The following is a 17,013-nucleotide window of genomic DNA, read 5'->3' on the forward strand; positions in this document are numbered from 1 at the left end:
CCCCGCGCGGCCGGCGCTTCGCCGTGCCGGGGAGTTACAGCCAGCCGTTGCGGCGGAACCAGCGGTAGAGCGTGAACGAGGACACGAGCATCAGCGCCCACACGCCCGGGTAGCCGTACGTCCAGTCCAGCTCCGGCATGTTGTGGAAGTTCATGCCGTAGATGCCGGCGATCGCGGTCCACACCGCGGCGATGGCGGCCCACGCGGCGATCTTGCGCATGTCGTTGTTCTGGTCGACGGTGACCTGCGCCAGCCGCGCCTGGAGGATCGAGTTGAGCAGGTCGTCGTAGGAGTTCACCTGCTCGACCGTGCGGCTGAGGTGGTCCTGCACGTCCCGGAAGTAGCGCCGCACCTCCTGCGGCACGTCCCGGTTGACCTGCGAGGTGAGGGTGAGCAGCGGACGCTGCAACGGCACCACGGCCCGCTTGAACTCCACCAGCTCCCGCTTCATCTGGTAGATCCGCTGGATCCGCCCGCTGCTCTGCCGGTCGAAGACGTCCGCCTCCAGCACGTCAAGGTCGTCCTCCAGCCGGTCGGCGACCTCCAGGTAGAGGTCCACCACCCGGTCGGTGACCGCGTACGCGACCGCCCAGGGGCCGTGCTCCAGCAGGTCCCGCTTCTCCTCCAGGTCGGCCCGGACCGCCGCGAGCCGGCAGGCGTCCCCGTGCCGGACGCTGATCAGGAAGTTCGGCCCGATGAAGAGCATCACCTGGCCGGTCTCCACCACCTCGGAGTTCTCGGTCAGCTCCGTGTGCTCGCAGTAGCGGGCGGTCCGCAGCACCAGGAAGGAGACATCGCCGAAGCGCTCCAGCTTGGGACGCTGCTCGGCCTTGACCGCGTCCTCCACCGCCAACTCGTGCAGCCCGTAGGTGGCGGCGATGGCGCTCATCTCGTCCAGCTCCGGCTCGTGCAGGCCGAGCCAGACGAAGGCGTTCCGCTCCTGGCGGGCCGCCGCCAGGGCGTCGGCGTAGTGCCACTCGCCGGGCTGGCGCTCGCCGTCGACGTACAGGCCGCAGTCGACGATCCCGCTCCGCCCCGGGCCGGCCGGTTGGGGGGTACGCGGGGAGCCGTCGGCGTTGAGGATGCGGGACATCGCGCGTACCGGTGCCGCCCAGGCCCGTGGCCGGAGTCCCCGGCCGCCGTGCTGCCCGGCGGTGCGGTCGCGTGCCACTCGGTCGGTCATCTCGCCCCCTCCCCACGATGCTGCGGCTTGCAGGTTACGCCGATCGGGACGAACCGCAGCGCGGGCGACGGGGCGGCGACGGGGCGGGTGCGGCGGGCGTCACACCACGGGTGGCGCCGGGTGGGCCGGCCGCGTCAGGGGGGTGAGGGGCGACACGGCCCACCCGGCACCCATTGGGGGCGGGAGTGTTGCTGTCCGCGCCGGCGGTCCGGACGGGGGGCGTGGTGCGGCTCCCCGGCGGGCGGACCCGCCACCGAAGAAAGGTGAACGGCGCTCGCAGCATTGTGGGCCGCCGACCGGCCCAGCGGGAGGGCTGAGCCGGTCGGCATCGCCGAACTGTCGGAAACCCGACAGAAGATCAGCCCCGAACGGCGTTCATCGCCTCGGCCAGCCGCCGGACACCCTCGTCGATCCGGTCCGCGGTCACCGCGGAGAAGGCCAGCCGCAACGCGTGCCGGCCGCCGTCGATCAGGAAGTCGCTGCCCTTGACCACCGCGACACCGCGCTCGGCGGCCGCTGGGGCGAGCCGGTCCACCTCGACATCCTCCGGCAGTTCCACCCAGAGGAAGTAGCCGCCGTCCGGCTCCACGAACCGGGCCTCCGGGATGTGCCGGCGCAGCGACTCGGCGAGCACCCCGGCCCGCTCGCCGAGGGCCGCCGACACGGTACGGATCGACCGCTCGATGTCCCCGGAGACGCAGAACTGGTGCACGATCGCCTCGGACACCATGCCGGGCGAGATGTAGAGGTTGGTGGCCTTCTTGGCGATCGTGGCGATCAGCTCCGGCGGGCCGACCAGGTAGCCGACGCGGACCCCCGGACAGACCGTCTTGGTGAAGCTGGAGGCGTGCACCACCACGCCCCGGGTGTCCATCGACAGCATCGAGGGCAGCGGCTCGCCCCGGAACCGGATGTCCGCGTACGGGTCGTCCTCGAAGATCGTGAAGCCGTACTCGGCGGCCAGGTCGAGCAACTCCCGGCGCTTCTCGAAGGAGAGGGTCACGCCGGCCGGGTTCTGGTAGTTCGGGATGACGTGGGCCAGCCGCGGCCGGACCCCCGACTCCAGCAGCTTGCGCAGCTCGGCGGTGTCCAGACCGTCCGGCTGGACGGTCACGCCGTGGATCTCGCCGCCCATCTGCTGAAGGTTGAGCAGCGTCCGGTCGTACGTCGGGCGCTCGACGACGACCGCGTCACCCCGGCGGACCAGGTGGTCGAAGAGGAAGGCGTCGGCCTGGAGGGAGCCGTTGGTGATCAGCACCTGGTCGGCCTCGACGCCGTGCTTCTGCGCGATCCACTTCCGCAGGGGCGGGTAACCGACGGAGGTGCCGTACGCCGTGATCCCGGCAGGGTCGGCGTCGAAGGCGCGGACGGCGGCGGCCTTGAGCCCCTCGACATCGACGATGTCCAGCGAGGGAGCGCCACGGGCGAAGGAGATCAGCTGCTCGGCGGTCATGCGCACGAGCCTAGGGCCTGCTCCGGGCGGTCCGGCCGGCATACACGCGAAGTTCAACATGCGGGCGGTCGATCCGTCCGACCGGCCGATCCGGGACCCGAAACGGGCTCACGAACACCCCCGTCGCCGGGGCCCGACGGGCCCCGGCGTCCGGGTCAGACCGCCGTGGTGGCCTGCCGCACGGCCCAGACCCGCATCAGGTCGCGTACCGAGATCACCCCGGCCACCTCGCGGCCGTCCAGCACCACCAGGTGCCGGAAGCCGCCCCGGGCCATGGCCGCCGCCGCCTCCTCCACCGTCCAGTCCGGACCGGCGTAGACGACGTCCCAGGTCAGGTGGGCTCCGGTGCGCTCCACGTCCGGATCGAGTCCGGCGCCGATGGCGTTGAGCACGTCACGTTCGGTCATGATCCCGATCCCCTCGGAGTCCGGGTCGATCACGACCGCCGACCCGACGCGGCGGGCCGACATCATCCGGGCGGCCTGACGGAGCGTGTGCTCCGGGCCGACCACGAGTACCTGGCTGGACATCGCTTCCCGAACCTGCATCACGCATCACCCCTTTGGGACGGTGGCCTCGGTACGGACATGGTGGGCCATCGATGCTTACCGGGACAAGACCGGGCATCGCCCCGGACGGCCCCGGCTCGCTACTGTCGTCCCGTGCCCACCGAGCCTCTTCGCTGCGCCGGCGCGTTGATCGTGGACGACGACGGCCGCATCTTCATCCAGCGCCGGTCAGCCGACCGGACCCTCTTCCCCAACTGCTGGGACATCGTCGGCGGCCACCTCGAACCCGGCGAGACCGTCGAGGAGGCGCTGCGGCGCGAGGTCGTCGAGGAGACCGGCTGGTCGGTGTCGCACGTGCTGGGCCTGGTCGGCGAGTACGGGTACACCGGCGACGACGGGCTGGCCCGGGTGGAGACCGACTTCCTGGTGCGGGTGGACGGCGACCTGAGCCGCCCGCGGCTGGAGGAGGGGAAGCACACCGAGTTCCGCTGGCTCACCGAGGAGGACGTCGACCTGCTCGACGAGCACCGCGACGTCAACGACGGGCTGATCCGGCGGATCGCCGAAGACGGCTTCGCCGCGCTGCGCTCGATCGGTCTGTGAGCGCGACCGTTCCGGATCGCGGCGCGGCACCGCGTCCGGCGCGCCCCGCCGGGCCGGTCGACCAGGTCGAGCTGCCGTCGCACCGGATCGCCGGGCTGGTCGCCCCGGCGATCGACCGGGCCTTCGTCGCCGGCATGCTGGCCGGGCGCGACGGCGGCGGCGCGGAGCTGAGTTCCCGGTACGGCGGCCCCGCGGCGACCGGCTTCCTGGTGGAGTTCCGCACCCGGCTCGCCACGCCGGGCGGGACGGTGGACGGGCCGGGCTTCGCGGCGGTCACCCGCTACCGGGACTCCGCGTCGTGCCAGCGGGCCGTGGACAAGCAGGTCGCGTACGGGATGCTCCAGCGCGTACCGGACGGCGGCTACTGCGCCACCGAGCGCGGGCTGGCGTTCCTGAGTGAGCTGTACGGCGTGCACGCCGAGGTCACCGAGGAGCTGTGGGCGGGGCACGACGAGCGGGTGGCCCGCCTGGTCGGCACGCTCGGCCGGGTGCTGGCGTACGCTCTGCTGCTGGCCGAGGACGACGAGCCCGGGGCGTTCGCCGCGATGGCCCCGCCGCACGAGCCGGAGGGCACCCCGCCCGGGGTGCTGCTGCTCAACCGGCTGGGCACGCTGCGCTACCACCGGGCGGACGCGCACGCGGCGGCCTGGACCGCCGCCGGCCACACCGCGACCAGCATCGCCGAGCTGCCGCCGGGACCGGAGCGGCTGGCGATCGAGCAGGAGACCGACCGCCGGGCCGCCGGCCCGTGGACCGTGCTCACCGCCGAGGAGCGGCTGGGCGTGATCGCGGACCTCGCCGCGCTTCCCGGCTGAACCCCCGGGTAACACCGGTTGGCCGGAGCGCTACGCCCGGCTGACGTTATCCTCCACGATGACCGTGTGTCAGCTTGTGGGGGAGGACGTCGGCATGATCGGAATGGTGCTCGCGGCCGGTGCGGGCCGTCGGCTGCGCCCGTACACCGACACCCTGCCCAAGGCCCTGGTGCCAGTGGACGGGGAGACCACCATCCTCGACATCGCGCTGCGCAACCTCGCCGAGGTCGGGCTCACCGAGATCGTGATCGTGGTCGGGTACGCCGCCGACGCGGTCCGGCAGCGGCAGGCGGCGCTGGAGGAGAAGTACGGCGTCACCCTCACCCTGGTGCACAACGACAAGGCCGAGGAGTGGAACAACGCGTACTCCCTCTGGCTGGCCCGGGAACACTTCTCCCGGGGGGTGCTGCTGGTCAACGGCGACACCGTGCACCCGGTGAGCGTGGAGAAGACCCTGCTGGCCGAGCGCGGCCCGGGCATCCTGCTGGCGATCGACAACATCAAGCCGCTGGCCGAGGAGGAGATGAAGACCACCTTCGACGCCGCCGGCCAGCTCACCCGGATCACCAAGCTGATGGACCCGCTCGACGCGTACGGCGAGTACATCGGCGCGACGCTGATCGAGCCGCAGGTGGCCGACGCCCTCGCCGACGCCCTGGAGGCGACCTGGCGGCGCGACCCGAACCTCTACTACGAGGACGGCTACCAGGAGTTCGCCGACCGGGGCGGCGAGGTGCGGGCCGCGCCGATCGGCGACGTGTCCTGGGTCGAGGTGGACAATCACGACGACCTGGCCCGGGCGCGGGAGATCGCGTGCCGCTACTAGCCCGGACCATCCTCACCCCGCTGCACATCGACGTCCGGCGGGGCGCGGTGGCGGACCTCGCGGCGATCCTCGTCGACGGGCGGATCTCGGCCGGCGGTGACGTGGCCGTGGTGGTCGGGCCGGGGCAGGGCGAGCAGATCGCCGAGCTGGTCCGGCCGTCACTGCGCTCGGCGGACGTGTTCACCGTGGCCGGGGCGACCCTGGACGCCGCCGACGACCTGGGCGCCAAGCTGCGCAACCGGTCGTACGACGCGGTGGTCGGCATCGGCGGTGGCAAGACCATCGACGTGGCCAAGTACGCGGCCACCCGGCGCGGCCTGCCCATGGTGACCGTGGCGACCGGCCTGGCGAACGACGGGATCGCCTCGCCGGTGGCCAGCCTGATCACCGACGGGATCAAGGGCTCCTACGGGGTGCACATCCCGATCGCCGTGATCGTCGATCTGGACTTCGTGGAGGCCGGACCGGAACGGCACAACCGGGCGGGCATCGGCGACGTGGTGAGCAACATCAGCGCGCTGGCCGACTGGGAGCTCGCCCGGGACGTACGCGGCGAGCCGGTCGACGGCCTGGCCGCCTCGCTGGCCCGGATGGGCGCCGAGGCGGTGCTCGCCCACCGGGGCGACATGGGTGACGACGCGTTCGTCACCGTGTTGGCCGAGGCGCTGATCTCCACCGGGCTGGCCATGGCGGTCTGCGGCACCAGCCGGCCGGCCAGCGGCGGCTGCCACGAGATCATGCACGCCGTCGACGCGCTCTACCCGGGCACCGCCTCGCACGGGGAACTGGCCGGGCTCGGCGCGCTCTTCTGCACCTTCCTGCGCGGCGACGAGCGCCGGTTCACGGAGATGTCGGCCTGCCTGGCCCGGCACGGCCTGCCCCGGGTCCCCGCCGACGTGCGACTCACCGACGACCAGTTCGTCGAGGCGGTGCAGTTCGCCCCGGCCACCCGGCCGGACCGCTACACGATCCTCGAACACCTCGCGATGTCGCCGGACGAGACCCGTCGGCGGTTGGGAGATTACCTCGATGAACTTCGCGATCACCTTGGCTGACCCGTCCCGTCCCACCGTCGCCGACTTCCACCGGGTCAACCGGGGCGGCGGTCTGTTCAGCGAGTCGGTCAGCCAGTGGATCGGGGCGGTCTTCGCGATGATCGCCCAGCGGCTCGGCCTGCGCCCGACCGCGCTGACCCTCACCAACCTGGTGCTGGGCCTGGCCGCCTCGGTGACCGTGGTCGCGCTCGCCGGCAAGGTTGCCGGCGGCACCGTACCGGCCTGGGTGGTCGGGCTGGTCGCCCTGGTCGTGTGGCAGATCGCGTACGCCCTGGACTGCGCGGACGGTCAGCTCGCCCGGGTCACCGGGCAGGGCAGCGCGGCCGGCGCCCGGGTCGACGTGCTCTGCGACGTGGCCGCCCAGATCGCTCTGGTCGCCGCCCTCGGGGCGACCGCCGTGGCGCAGCGCCCGTCGACGCCGACCTGGCTGGTGGCGGTCTTCGCCGGCACCTGGATGGTCAACCTGGTCACCTCGGTGATGCAGGCGGGCCCGAACGCGGCCAGCATGGTCACCTCGACCTCGCTCCCGGTACGCCTGGTGAAGCTGGTCCGGGACTACGGCGCGGTGATCTTCCTGGCCGGCCTGGTGCTCGCCCTCGCCCCCGCGCTGACCGTCTGGCTGATCGTGGCCTTCACCATCGTCAACGGCGGCTTCCTGCTCGCCAGCATCGCCTTCTCCGCCCGCGCCTCGCTCCGCTGACGCGTCCGCCCAGCTCGGTGCCGCGCGCCCCGCGCCGCGTTCCCGGCCACCAAATTCACGGAAATTGTGGCTTTGGCGGCCGGAACAGCCACTATTTCCGTGAATTAGCGGGGCTGGTGCGGGCGGTGGCAACGACGTCGGCGTAGATGTCGATGAGGCGCTTGGTGACCACGTCGGGGTGGAAGATGCGCTCGTAGCGGGCCCGGGCGGAGGAGGCCAGCGCGGCGGCGCCGGCCCGGGCCACGGGCAGGGCGGCGGCGAGCAGAGCCGGCTCGGGCGGGACCACCCAGCCGGCGTCGCCCGCCTTGGTGCCCTCGGGCATGGCCGGGCGGTCGGACCCCCCGGCGGGCACGGAGGCCACGTCGGCCGGGCCGGTGCCGGCGGGCTCCCGGGGGGTGTCCGCGCCGACCAGGTACGGGATGCCGCCGAGCGCGGTGCCGAGCACCGGCCGGCCACCTGCCAACGCCTCGATGATCACGGTGGGCAGCACGTCGTGCCAGGTGGAGGTGGCCAGCACCACAGCGCTGGCGGTGAGCGCGGCGCGTACCCCGGCCCGGTCGAGCTGCCCCAGGTAGACCACGTCCGAGCGCTCGGCGGCGGCCGCCTCGACCTGGGGGCGCAGTTCGCCGTCGCCGGCGATGCGCAGCGGGCCGAGCGCGCCGACCGGGTGCCGCCGCCACGCCTCCAGCAGCAGGTCGAGCCCCTTCTCCGGGGTGAGCCGCGCCATGTAGAGGAAGCCCTCGCCGAGGGGCGCCGGGGCACCCGGGTCGGGGACGGCGTTCGGCTTGACCACGATCCGGTCGTCCGGGATGCCGTAGTCGCGCAGGTGGTCGGCGACGGCGCTGGTGAGCGCGATGAAGCGATCCACCGACCGCCAGGTGGGGCGGTGCACGGCGAGGGTGGTGGCCATCAGCGCACTCTGCGCCCGGGAGCCCCGGTAGCAGCGGTGCACGATGGCGGGCACGCCCAACGCTCGGCCCCGGCAGTCCTGGCAGATCACGCCGTCGCGGAAGTAGAGCCCGGAGGAGCAGACCTGCCGGTAGTTGTGCACCGTCTGCACCACCGGCACGCCCCGCTTGTGCGCGGTCCGCACCACCCAGGGCGAGAGCAGCGGGTACGGGTTGTGCAGGTGCAGCACGTCGGGCCGGTGCTCGGCGAGCAGCCGGTCCAGGTCGTGCTGGGCCTTCGGTGCCCAGATCGGGGAGATCGGCAGCAGCGCCTTGGCCGCCTTGGACATCGCGGGGATCTCGTCGGAGCTGCGCAGGAAGGGCAGCACCTCCACCCCGGCCGCGGTCAACTGCCCGATCTCGGCGTCCACGATCGTGTTCTCGCCGGACGGCTGGGCTTCCCGGTACCGGTTGTGTGCCACCACGATTCTCACGGCAAAGAAGGCTACCGTTGTACGGTGCCCGAACTACCGGAGGTGGAAGCGCTCGCCGGTTATCTGCGCGAGCGGGCGGTGGGCCGGCGTGTCGAACGTGTCGAGGTCGCCGCGATCAGTGCCCTGAAGACGTACGACCCGCCGCCGAGCGCGGTGGCGGGTCGGTCGGTGGTCGGCGCGGGCCGGCACGGCAAGTTCCTGGATGTGATCTTCGACGGCGGGCTGCACCTGGTGGTCCACCTGGCCCGGGCGGGCTGGCTGCACTACCGGGAGGCGTTCCCGTCGACCGCCCCGCTGCGCCCCGGCAAGGGCCCGGTCGCCCTGCGGGTACGCCTCGACGACGGCTCCGGCTTCGACCTGACCGAGGCCGGCACCCAGAAGAAGCTGGCCGCTTACCTGGTGACCGACCCGGCCCAGGTGCCCGGGGTGGCCAAGCTCGGCCCGGACGCGCTCGGCTCCGACCTGGCCACCTTCGCCGAGCGGATGCGCAGCCGGCGCGGGCAGGTCAAGGGGGTGCTGACCGACCAGGCGGTGCTGGCCGGCGTCGGCAACGCGTACTCCGACGAGATCCTGCACGCGGCGAAGCTGTCGCCGTTCGCGATCACCGACCGGTTGAGCGACGACCAGTTGGCCGCGCTGCACTCGGCGACCCGCACGGTGCTGGGCGACGCGGTCCGCCGCTCGATGGGGCAGCGCGCCGCCGAGCTGAAGGGCGAGAAGCGCTCGGGGCTCAAGGTGCACGCCCGGACCGGGCTGCCCTGTCCCGTCTGTGGCGACACGGTGCGCGAGGTCTCGTTCGCCGATTCCAGCCTCCAGTACTGCCCCACCTGTCAGACCGGCGGCAAGCCGCTCGCTGACCGTAGGTTGTCCCGGCTCGTACGGTGAGTAATTCCACGCGCCGATTACGGAGAGGAATCGACCCAGGATCGCCGAACCTCCCGCTCCGCACCTCTACCGGGGCCGCCATCCATCGGTATAGTGGCTCGGTCCCCGGCTTCACAACCGATACGGAGCCGGCCAGATCCCCGCGAGCACCGACGGACGGCATTCGCCTCGGGCAGCCGTCCGGCCCGGACTCGCGTGGGAAACTGGAACGGTGGGCGACCACGGACCTCACGCCGAGTGAGGGCACGGGTCATGCGGGAGGACATGGGTTGAGGTGACGACAAGCCTCCAGCGCCCGGTAACCAACACAGGCCGGAGCAAGAGCGTGCGGCACGTCGACAGCTTCGAGATCCAGCCGCCGACTCCGCCGTCGCACAACGGCGTACCCCGGTCGGCGTGGGCCCGTGCCCGCCGCCGGGTGTCCCGCTGGCACCGTCCCTACATCGCGGCGCTGCTGCTGCTCGACTTCGGCGCGGCGGCGCTGGCGAGCTTCCTGGCGGTCCAGATCTTCGAGCAGGCCGCCTCGGGCTTCCGGGACGCGCCCCAGTCGTGGTTCTACACGGTCGCCTTCCTGCTGCTGCCGGTCGGCTGGTTGATCATCCTGTGGGGCAACCGGGCGTACGACCGGCGCTACCTCGGCCTGGGCCCGGACGAGTTCAAGCGGGTGATCCGGGCCGGCGTGGCGGTCGCCGCCACAGTCTCGTTCATCGCCTTCGCGACGAAGACCTCACTCTCCCGGTGGACGGTCGGCTTCGACCTGCTCGGCGCGCTGCTGCTGATCCTGCTCGGCCGGATGGTCGCCCGGCTCACGCTGCACGCGATCCGCCGCCGGGCCGGCCAGGCCGGACACCGGATGGTGCTGATCGGCACCCTGCCGGAGTGTCTGGAGGTCTACACCGCGGTCACCCGCACCCCGGGCGCCGGCCTGGTGCCGGTGGCCATCCACCTCACCGACGGGTACGCCGCCGCGCGCGGCATCGACACGCCGGTGCCGGTCTACGCCGGCCGGGACGTGCTCGCCCTGGTGCGTGAGGTGGGCGGCGACACCATCGCGGTCTGCGGTTCGGCCAGCGCCGAACCGGGCGAGCTACGCCGGCTGGCCTGGCAGCTGGAGGGCTCCGGCGTCGACCTGGTGGTCGCGCCGCAGCTCACCGACATCGCCGGTCCGCGGGTGCACATCCGCCCGATCGAGGGCCTGCCGCTGCTGCACGTCGAGGAGCCGACGCTGTCGGGCCCGGCGCTGCTGGCCAAGAACCTGATGGACCGGGTCGCCGCCGGCCTCGGCCTGGCCCTGCTGATCCCGCTGTTCATCGCGATCGCGGTCGCCATTCGGATCTCCGACCCCGGACCGGTCTTCTTCCGGCAGCCCCGGGTCGGGCACGAGGGGCGGATCTTCCGGGTCTGGAAGTTCCGCACCATGTACGTCGACGCCGAGGAGCGGCTGGCCGGCCTGGTCGACCAGAACGAGACCGACGGCATGCTGTTCAAGATGAAGCAGGATCCGCGAGTCTTCGCGGTGGGCCGCTTCCTGCGCGCCTCCTCGCTGGACGAGCTGCCTCAGCTGATCAACGTGCTGTGGGGCGAGATGTCCCTGGTCGGGCCCCGCCCGCTGCCGGCCGACGACGGTGACTTCCTCGGCGACGTCCGGCGCCGGCTGCTGGTCCGGCCGGGCATGACCGGGTTGTGGCAGGTCTCCGGCCGCTCCGACCTCTCCTGGGACGAGGCGGTCCGGCTCGACCTCTACTACGTCGACAACTGGTCGCTGACGTACGACCTGAGCATCCTGTGGCGGACCGTCGGGGTGGTGCTGGCCCGCAAGGGCGCCTACTGACCCCTTGGCGAGCGGACCCGAAGAGGCCAGGATCGCTGCGTGAGTGCCAACCTCTCCGCCGCCTTCGGGGTGGTCTCGCTGGTCAGCGCGCTCGCCGCGGCGCTCTGGGCGGTGCTGCGGCTACGCGGCCGGCGGGGGATCGCGACGGCGACCCAGCGGGCCACGTACGAGGTCCTGCACACCGCAGGGCTGGCCGCCGAGCCGCTGCGGGCCGGACTGAGCACCGCGGGCGCGGCGAAGGCCGTACGTCATCTGCGGGCCCTGGTAGGCGCGGCCGGGCTGGCCCTGACGGACCGGGACGCCCTGCTCGCCCTCGACGGGCGCGGCGCACACCACGCCGACCAGCTGCTCGCGGCGGCCCGGAAGGCGGTCGGCACCGGGCGGTCGAACGTGCTGCGCGAGTCGGAGCTGCACTGCGACCTGGTGGACTGCCCGGTACGCGGCGCGGTGGTCGCCCCGCTGAGCGCGGACGGCCGGGTGGTGGGGGCGTTGGTGGCGGTCGCCTGCGAGCAGCCCGCCCCCGGGCTGGTGCAGGCGACCCTGGAGACCGCGCACTGGGCCGGCGACCAGCTCGCCCTGGCCGAGCTGGACTCGTCCCGGGAGCGCCTGGCCCGGGCCGAGGTACGCGCCCTGCGTGCCCAGATCAGCCCGCACTTCATCTACAACGCGCTGACCGCGATCGGCTCGTTCGTCCGGACCGACCCGGAGCGGGCCCGGGAGCTGATCCTGGAGTTCGCCGAGTTCACCCGCTACTCGTTCCGGGCGCACGGAGAGTTCACCACCCTGGCGGAGGAGCTGCGTTCCATCGACCGGTACCTGACCATCGAGCGGGCCCGGTTCGGCGAGCGGCTCCAGGTGCGCCTCCAGATCGCCCCGGAGGTGCTGCCGGTGACCCTGCCGTTCCTCTGCCTCCAGCCGCTGGTGGAGAACGCCGTCCGCCATGGGTTGTCCCGCAAGCCGGGCACCGGCATGGTGAGCATCGAGGCCCGGGACGCGGGCGCGGAGTGCCACATCACGGTGGAGGACGACGGAGTGGGGATGGATCCGACGACGCTGACCACCGGCATCGCCGAGCTGGCCGGTGCCGGCACCGACCCGGCCGACGACCCCGGCCAGCACGTCGGCCTCTCGAACGTCGACGAACGGCTCCGGTCGGTCTTCGGGGACCGGTTCGGCCTGGTGGTGGAGACCGGCCTGGGCTCGGGGACGAAGGTGAGCATGCGGGTGCCGAAGTTCCATCCCGGGGTGCGGGCGGGGTCATGAACACCACCGGGTTCCTGCGGGTGCTGGCCGTCGACGACGAGCCGCCGGCACTGGACGAGCTGGCGTACCACCTGCGCGCCGATCCCCGGGTGGCCCGGCTGCACACGGCCGGGGACGCGACCGAGGCGCTGCGGGTGCTCCGCGACGGCGACGTGGACGTGGTCTTCCTGGACATCCGGATGCCCGGGCTGGACGGCATGGAGCTGGCCCGGGTGTTGCGGCGGTTCGCCCGGCCACCGGCGATCGTCTTCGTCACCGCGTACGACGACGGCGCGGTGGACGCCTTCGATCTGGGCGCGACTGATTACGTCCGCAAGCCGGTACGGGCCGAGCGGCTGGCCGAGTCGCTGCGCCGGGTGATCGGCTCCCGGGTGGTGCCGTCGCACCCGGCGGCGCTGGCCCGGGCGGAGGAGGATCCGACCATCCCGATCGAGCTGGCCGGAACCACCCGGATGCTGCCCCGCTCGGCCGTGCGCTGGGTGGAGGCGCAGGGCGACTACGCGCGGCTGCACACCGGGGAGGGGTCGCACCTGGTCCGGGTCTCGCTGGCGACGCTGGCGGAGCGTTGGGCGGACGCGGGGTTCGTCCGGATCCACCGGTCGTACCTGGTGCAGTTGAAGCTGATCGCCGAGCTGCGGCTGGTGAACTCGGGCTACGTGGTGGTGATCGACGGGACCGAGCTGCCGGTGAGCCGCCGGCACACCCGAGAGTTGAAGGACAAGCTGGTCCGGGCGGCGAAGCAGGACTGGACCCGCTGACCCGGACACGCCGAAGGGCGCCCCGGCCCGTGCCGGAGCGCCCTTCGGTCGGGTCAGCCGGCCCGGTGTCCCGCCGCCTGGACCACGAACGGGGACGCGGCCGTGGAGTCCGGCGCGCTCGCCGTGGCCGGGTAGAGCCAGTACGTGCCCACCACGTCGGTCACCAGGTGGGTGCTGCCGGCCAGGTTGTGCACGTTGAACCGGTCCTGCGGCCCGATCCCGGTCAGGACGGCGTTCGAGACGATCGACCCGGCGGCCGGGTTCAGGTTGCTCGCCGCGGGCTTGGCGGCGTTGATGTCCGCCGGCCAGACGGTGATCACCGTGTTCATCGTCGGCGACACCGCGGTCACGTTGGTCGCCACAGCGCGGGTCTCCTCGGTGACCAGGGCCGGTGGGGTGGTGACCGCGCGGGTCACGTTGGCGCCGAGGGGTCCGGACAGGCCCATGCCGCTACGGCTGTCGACGATCCGGGTGGGCGTGATCGGCGTGAAGCGCAGGCCGTCGGTGACGGTGCCGTCGTCGAGGACGCCGACCAGGTCGACGACCACCTGCGTGGACTGGGAGCTGTAGACCGCGAAGGACGGCAGCTCGTACGTCTGACCGCAGTCGGTGCAGGCGCGGGTCTTCACCACGACCAGGTTCGGCACCACCTGCCCGGCACGGTAGTTGACGGTGGACGCGGTGGGTACCGACCCCTCCCCGGACCAGACAGTCAGGAAGCCCGCCTTCGCCGGCGCCACCGCGGTGACGTTGAGGACGAGCGAGCGCACCTTCGGGCTGAGGGTCGCACCGAAGTCGACCCAGCCCTGCTGGCTGCCGCGGGCCGGGATCGCGCCGCCGTCGGTCCGGGTGTCGAAGAGCCGGCGGGGCGTCAGCGGATGGTACTGGGCACCCCGATGCGGGTTGGTCGAATACCAGTTGCTGCCGGCGTAGAAGCCGGAGACGTCGATGACCACGTCCGTGTAGCCGTTGCGGTTGTAGATGTTCACCTGGCCGTCGGCACCGACCTTCACGGTGACGTTGTTCGAGCCGAGCCAGCCGGCCGGGAAGTTGATCGAGGAGGCGTTGGGTCGGTCGGCGTCCGACGGGTAGACGGTCAGGAAACTGCTCGCCGTCGGCCCGGTCACGGTCACGTTCAGCACCACGGCGCTGATGCCGCCCGTGGGCAGTCCACCCCGGCCGGCGACCTGGAGGCGGGCCGTACCACCAGGTCCGATCGGAGTACCGAGCACACCGATGCCGTACCGGGTGTCCATCAGCCGGAACGGCGTGTCCAGCGGGTAGTAGGCACCGATCACACCCTCCCACCCCTCGACGGTGAGCGACTCGGAGCGCTGGCCGTACCCGGTGTCGTCCGGCATCACCAGGGTGGCGGTCTGCACCCGACCGCTGGTCGGTGCGGCGACGACCGTCACGGCGCAGGCCTCGCCGGTCGGTACGGTCCGGCCCGAGCAGGTGTCCCCGGTGATCTCGAACGCCGCCGCGTCGGCACCCTCGATCCGTGTGGTGCCGAACGCGGCGTCACCGCTGCCCGCCGAGCTGAAGGTCTCGGTGCGGGTGACCCGCGCCTGCCCGACCTCGGCCCGCCCGAAGTCCAGCGCACCGCTCGGCACCACCGCCACGTACCCGGCGTCGGAGTTCCAGCGGAGTTCCCCGTCGACCACTCGGGTGTCCCCGGAGCAGTGCGCGTCGAAGCCGGCCGCGAGGGCGGTCAGCGTCCCGGTGGCGTCCCGGCGGACCTGACGTACCGAGACGGTGCCGACCATCTCCGCCGGGCACTGCAGAGCCTCCACGTAGAACCCCGCCCTGGTGGCGCCCGGCCAGTTCGAGGCCGGGTAGGTGGTGCCCTCCTGGAAGGTCTGCCCGTACGGCGGCCAGACGTCGACCCGCGTCGACCTCGGGCCGGACGCCACGGACCACCGGGCCTCCAGCGCGAAGTGGTCGTCTTCGAAGAGCATCGGGACCATCGTGGCGTTGCCGCCGTCCCACGAACCGGTGGCGTCACCACCGAACTGGGTGTTGTCGACGACGAGGGCGGTGTACGGGGCGGCGGGCGCGGCATGGGCCACCATGGGCAGCGCCGTCGCGACACAGACCCCGGCGACGAGCACGCCGAGGAGCCTGCGGAGTCTTGGCATGGACACCCCCTGGGGGAGGAAGGGATGAGAATCAGCGCCGGGTACGGACGGCGGGCCGGGCAACGGGGAACAGGGACGCTGGTCGCCTGGCCCGACCTGCCTGGTGACCTCGGCGTACCGACGGAGGATACGCGTGAGGGCGTCCCGGTGATCGCCGGGACGCCCTCACACGGATGGTGTCAGTTGCGGATGCCCGTGCTGCGCACGGTCAGCGGCTGCCCGCCGGCCAGGGCGGTCGTGCTCGCGGTGCCGGAGTAGAGGTAGAACTGGCCGACCACGTCTGCGACGAGGTGGACGTCTCCGGTGAGGTTGTGGACGTTGAACGCGTCCTGCGGTCCGATCCCGCCCATCACCGCGTTGGAGACGATCTGCCCGGCGGCGGGGTTCAGGTTGCTCACGCCCGGCCGGTCCATGCCGGCGTCCGCCGGCCAGACGGTGAGCACGGTGTCCTTCGTCGGCGACACCGCGGTCACGTTCATCGCCAGCACCTCGGTGGTCGGGGTGGCCACGGCCGAGGGGGCGGTGATCCGCCGGGTCTCACCGGCGCCGAGCGCGCCGGAGGTGCCGAGACCGCTGCGGGTGTCCGCGATCCGGGTGGGGCTCAGCGGGGTGAACCGGAGCCCGTCCGGCAGCGAGCCGTCGTCGATGACCCCGACGAGGTCCACCACCAGGTTGGTCACCTGGGAGGTGTAGATGGAGAAGGTCGGCACCGCGTACGGGAGGCCGTTGCAGTCGGTGCACCGGCCGGTCCGGACGAAGGCGAGGTTGGGCACCACCTTGCCGGCCCCGTAGTTGACGGTGGAGGAGGTTGGCACCTCGGTCTCCCCGGACCAGGCGCTGAGGAAGCCCGCCTTGACCGGCTTGACCGCGGTGATGTTGAGGATGAGCGCCTTGACGCGCGGGCTGGACGGGCCGAAGTCGACGTAGCTGCTGATGGTCTGCCCGGCTGCGAGGGTGTTGGGGCGGGTGTCGATGAGCCGCGCCGGCTCGACGGGCTGGTACTGGCCACCCCAGCCGAGGCTGCTCTTCACCGTGTCGCTCGCCGCGTAGAACCCGACCACGTCCACCACCACGTGGGTGGAGCCGTTGCGGTTGTAGATCATGACCTTGCCGTCGGCGCCGACCTTCACGGTCACGTTGTTCGAGCCGAGCCAGCCGGCCGGGAAGTTGATCGACGACGCGGTGGGCACCGACTCGCCGCTCGGGTACAGCGTCAGGAAGCTGTCCGCGGTCGGCCCGGTGACCGTCACGTTCAGCACCACCGAGCCGACACCGCCGGCCGGCACACCGCCCCGCCCGGTCACCTGGAGCGCCATCGACTGTTTCGGGCCGAGCGGGCCCTGGCCGGTGGTGCGGGTGTCGAGCAGACGCTGCGGGGGCAGCGGGTAGTACATGCCGACCACCGTGTCGTACGCGGTGAACTTCAACGGCACCACCCGCTTGCCGTAGGCGCTGTTGTCCGCCACCTCAAGGTTGGCGGTGTAGTCACCCCAGCGCAGCGCCTTCGGTGCCACGACCAGGCGGCAGTAGCCGCCCGGCGCGACCGTTTTGCCGGAGCACTCGTTGGTGCGGATCTCGAAGGACGACGGGTTCGTCCCGGCGAGGCCCGCCGC

General features: G+C 72.4%; 15 protein-coding genes. 9 read left to right on the forward strand and 6 right to left on the reverse strand.

Annotated features, from left to right (window positions below; all coding sequences use genetic code 11):
• Positions 1-34 precede the first annotated feature (34 nt).
• The 3 genes from corA to ACL02O_RS22625 form a co-directional block, all read right to left on the reverse strand.
• A complete protein-coding gene (gene corA / locus ACL02O_RS22615) occupies positions 35-1,183 on the reverse strand; it encodes a magnesium/cobalt transporter CorA (protein WP_412820127.1) in 1,149 nt (382 codons plus the stop codon).
• A 358-nt stretch (positions 1,184-1,541) separates the two neighbouring features.
• Positions 1,542-2,636: an aminotransferase-like domain-containing protein gene (locus tag ACL02O_RS22620; protein WP_412820128.1), complete on the reverse strand. Its 1,095-nt coding sequence runs from the start codon at positions 2,634-2,636 to the stop codon at positions 1,542-1,544.
• Positions 2,637-2,791: 155 nt separating this feature from the next.
• Entirely contained in the window at positions 2,792-3,184 is a 393-nt protein-coding gene (locus ACL02O_RS22625) for a CBS domain-containing protein (protein WP_412820129.1), read from the reverse strand.
• A 114-nt stretch (positions 3,185-3,298) separates the two neighbouring features.
• Between ACL02O_RS22625 and ACL02O_RS22630 the strand changes: the two genes are divergently transcribed.
• The 5 genes from ACL02O_RS22630 to ACL02O_RS22650 all read left to right on the forward strand — a co-directional run bounded on the left by ACL02O_RS22630 (position 3,299) and on the right by ACL02O_RS22650 (position 7,144).
• Positions 3,299-3,748, forward strand: coding sequence for an NUDIX domain-containing protein (locus ACL02O_RS22630; protein ID WP_412820130.1), 450 nt, complete (start codon positions 3,299-3,301; stop codon positions 3,746-3,748).
• Positions 3,745-4,563: a hypothetical protein gene (locus ACL02O_RS22635; protein ID WP_412820131.1), complete on the forward strand. Its 819-nt coding sequence runs from the start codon at positions 3,745-3,747 to the stop codon at positions 4,561-4,563. The genes ACL02O_RS22630 and ACL02O_RS22635 overlap by 4 nt, the downstream gene beginning before the upstream one ends.
• A 94-nt stretch (positions 4,564-4,657) precedes the next feature.
• On the forward strand, positions 4,658-5,389 hold the full coding sequence (locus tag ACL02O_RS22640) for a phosphocholine cytidylyltransferase family protein (protein ID WP_412820132.1): 732 nt from the start codon (positions 4,658-4,660) through the stop codon (positions 5,387-5,389).
• Positions 5,377-6,444, forward strand: a complete 1,068-nt coding sequence (locus tag ACL02O_RS22645) for an iron-containing alcohol dehydrogenase family protein (protein ID WP_412820133.1) — start codon at positions 5,377-5,379, stop codon at positions 6,442-6,444. Before ACL02O_RS22640 ends, ACL02O_RS22645 begins: the two co-directional genes overlap by 13 nt.
• Positions 6,419-7,144, forward strand: coding sequence for a CDP-alcohol phosphatidyltransferase family protein (locus ACL02O_RS22650; protein ID WP_412820134.1), 726 nt, complete (start codon positions 6,419-6,421; stop codon positions 7,142-7,144). The genes ACL02O_RS22645 and ACL02O_RS22650 overlap by 26 nt, the downstream gene beginning before the upstream one ends.
• A gap of 91 nt (positions 7,145-7,235) precedes the next feature.
• Here ACL02O_RS22650 and ACL02O_RS22655 read toward each other — a convergent pair whose 3' ends face one another.
• A complete protein-coding gene (locus ACL02O_RS22655; protein WP_412820135.1) occupies positions 7,236-8,525 on the reverse strand; it encodes a glycosyltransferase family 4 protein in 1,290 nt (429 codons plus the stop codon).
• 24 nt (positions 8,526-8,549) lie between these two features.
• On the opposite strand from ACL02O_RS22655, the gene ACL02O_RS22660 reads away from it, so the two are divergent.
• From ACL02O_RS22660 to ACL02O_RS22675, 4 genes are all read left to right on the forward strand, one after another.
• On the forward strand, positions 8,550-9,410 hold the full coding sequence (locus ACL02O_RS22660; protein WP_412820136.1) for an Fpg/Nei family DNA glycosylase: 861 nt from the start codon (positions 8,550-8,552) through the stop codon (positions 9,408-9,410).
• 325 nt (positions 9,411-9,735) lie between these two features.
• A complete protein-coding gene (locus ACL02O_RS22665; RefSeq protein ID WP_412820137.1) occupies positions 9,736-11,241 on the forward strand; it encodes a sugar transferase in 1,506 nt (501 codons plus the stop codon).
• Between the two features lie 39 nt (positions 11,242-11,280).
• Entirely contained in the window at positions 11,281-12,504 is a 1,224-nt protein-coding gene (locus tag ACL02O_RS22670; RefSeq protein ID WP_412820138.1) for a sensor histidine kinase, read from the forward strand.
• Positions 12,501-13,262 carry a LytR/AlgR family response regulator transcription factor gene (locus ACL02O_RS22675; protein ID WP_412820139.1) on the forward strand — a complete coding sequence of 254 codons (762 nt, stop codon included), beginning with the start codon at positions 12,501-12,503 and terminating at the stop codon, positions 13,260-13,262. Before ACL02O_RS22670 ends, ACL02O_RS22675 begins: the two co-directional genes overlap by 4 nt.
• Positions 13,263-13,315: 53 nt before the next feature.
• Here the strand turns inward: ACL02O_RS22675 and ACL02O_RS22680 are convergent, their stop codons facing one another.
• Complete coding sequence (locus ACL02O_RS22680; protein WP_412820140.1) at positions 13,316-15,400, reverse strand: hypothetical protein; 2,085 nt, start codon at positions 15,398-15,400, stop codon at positions 13,316-13,318.
• Positions 15,401-15,579: 179 nt separating this feature from the next.
• On the reverse strand, positions 15,580-17,013 hold a 1,434-nt coding region (locus ACL02O_RS22685), incomplete at its 5' end, for a hypothetical protein (protein ID WP_412820141.1).

The sequence above is a fragment of the Micromonospora mangrovicola genome (assembly GCF_047200535.1).
Classification (GTDB): Bacteria; Actinomycetota; Actinomycetes; order Mycobacteriales; family Micromonosporaceae; genus Micromonospora.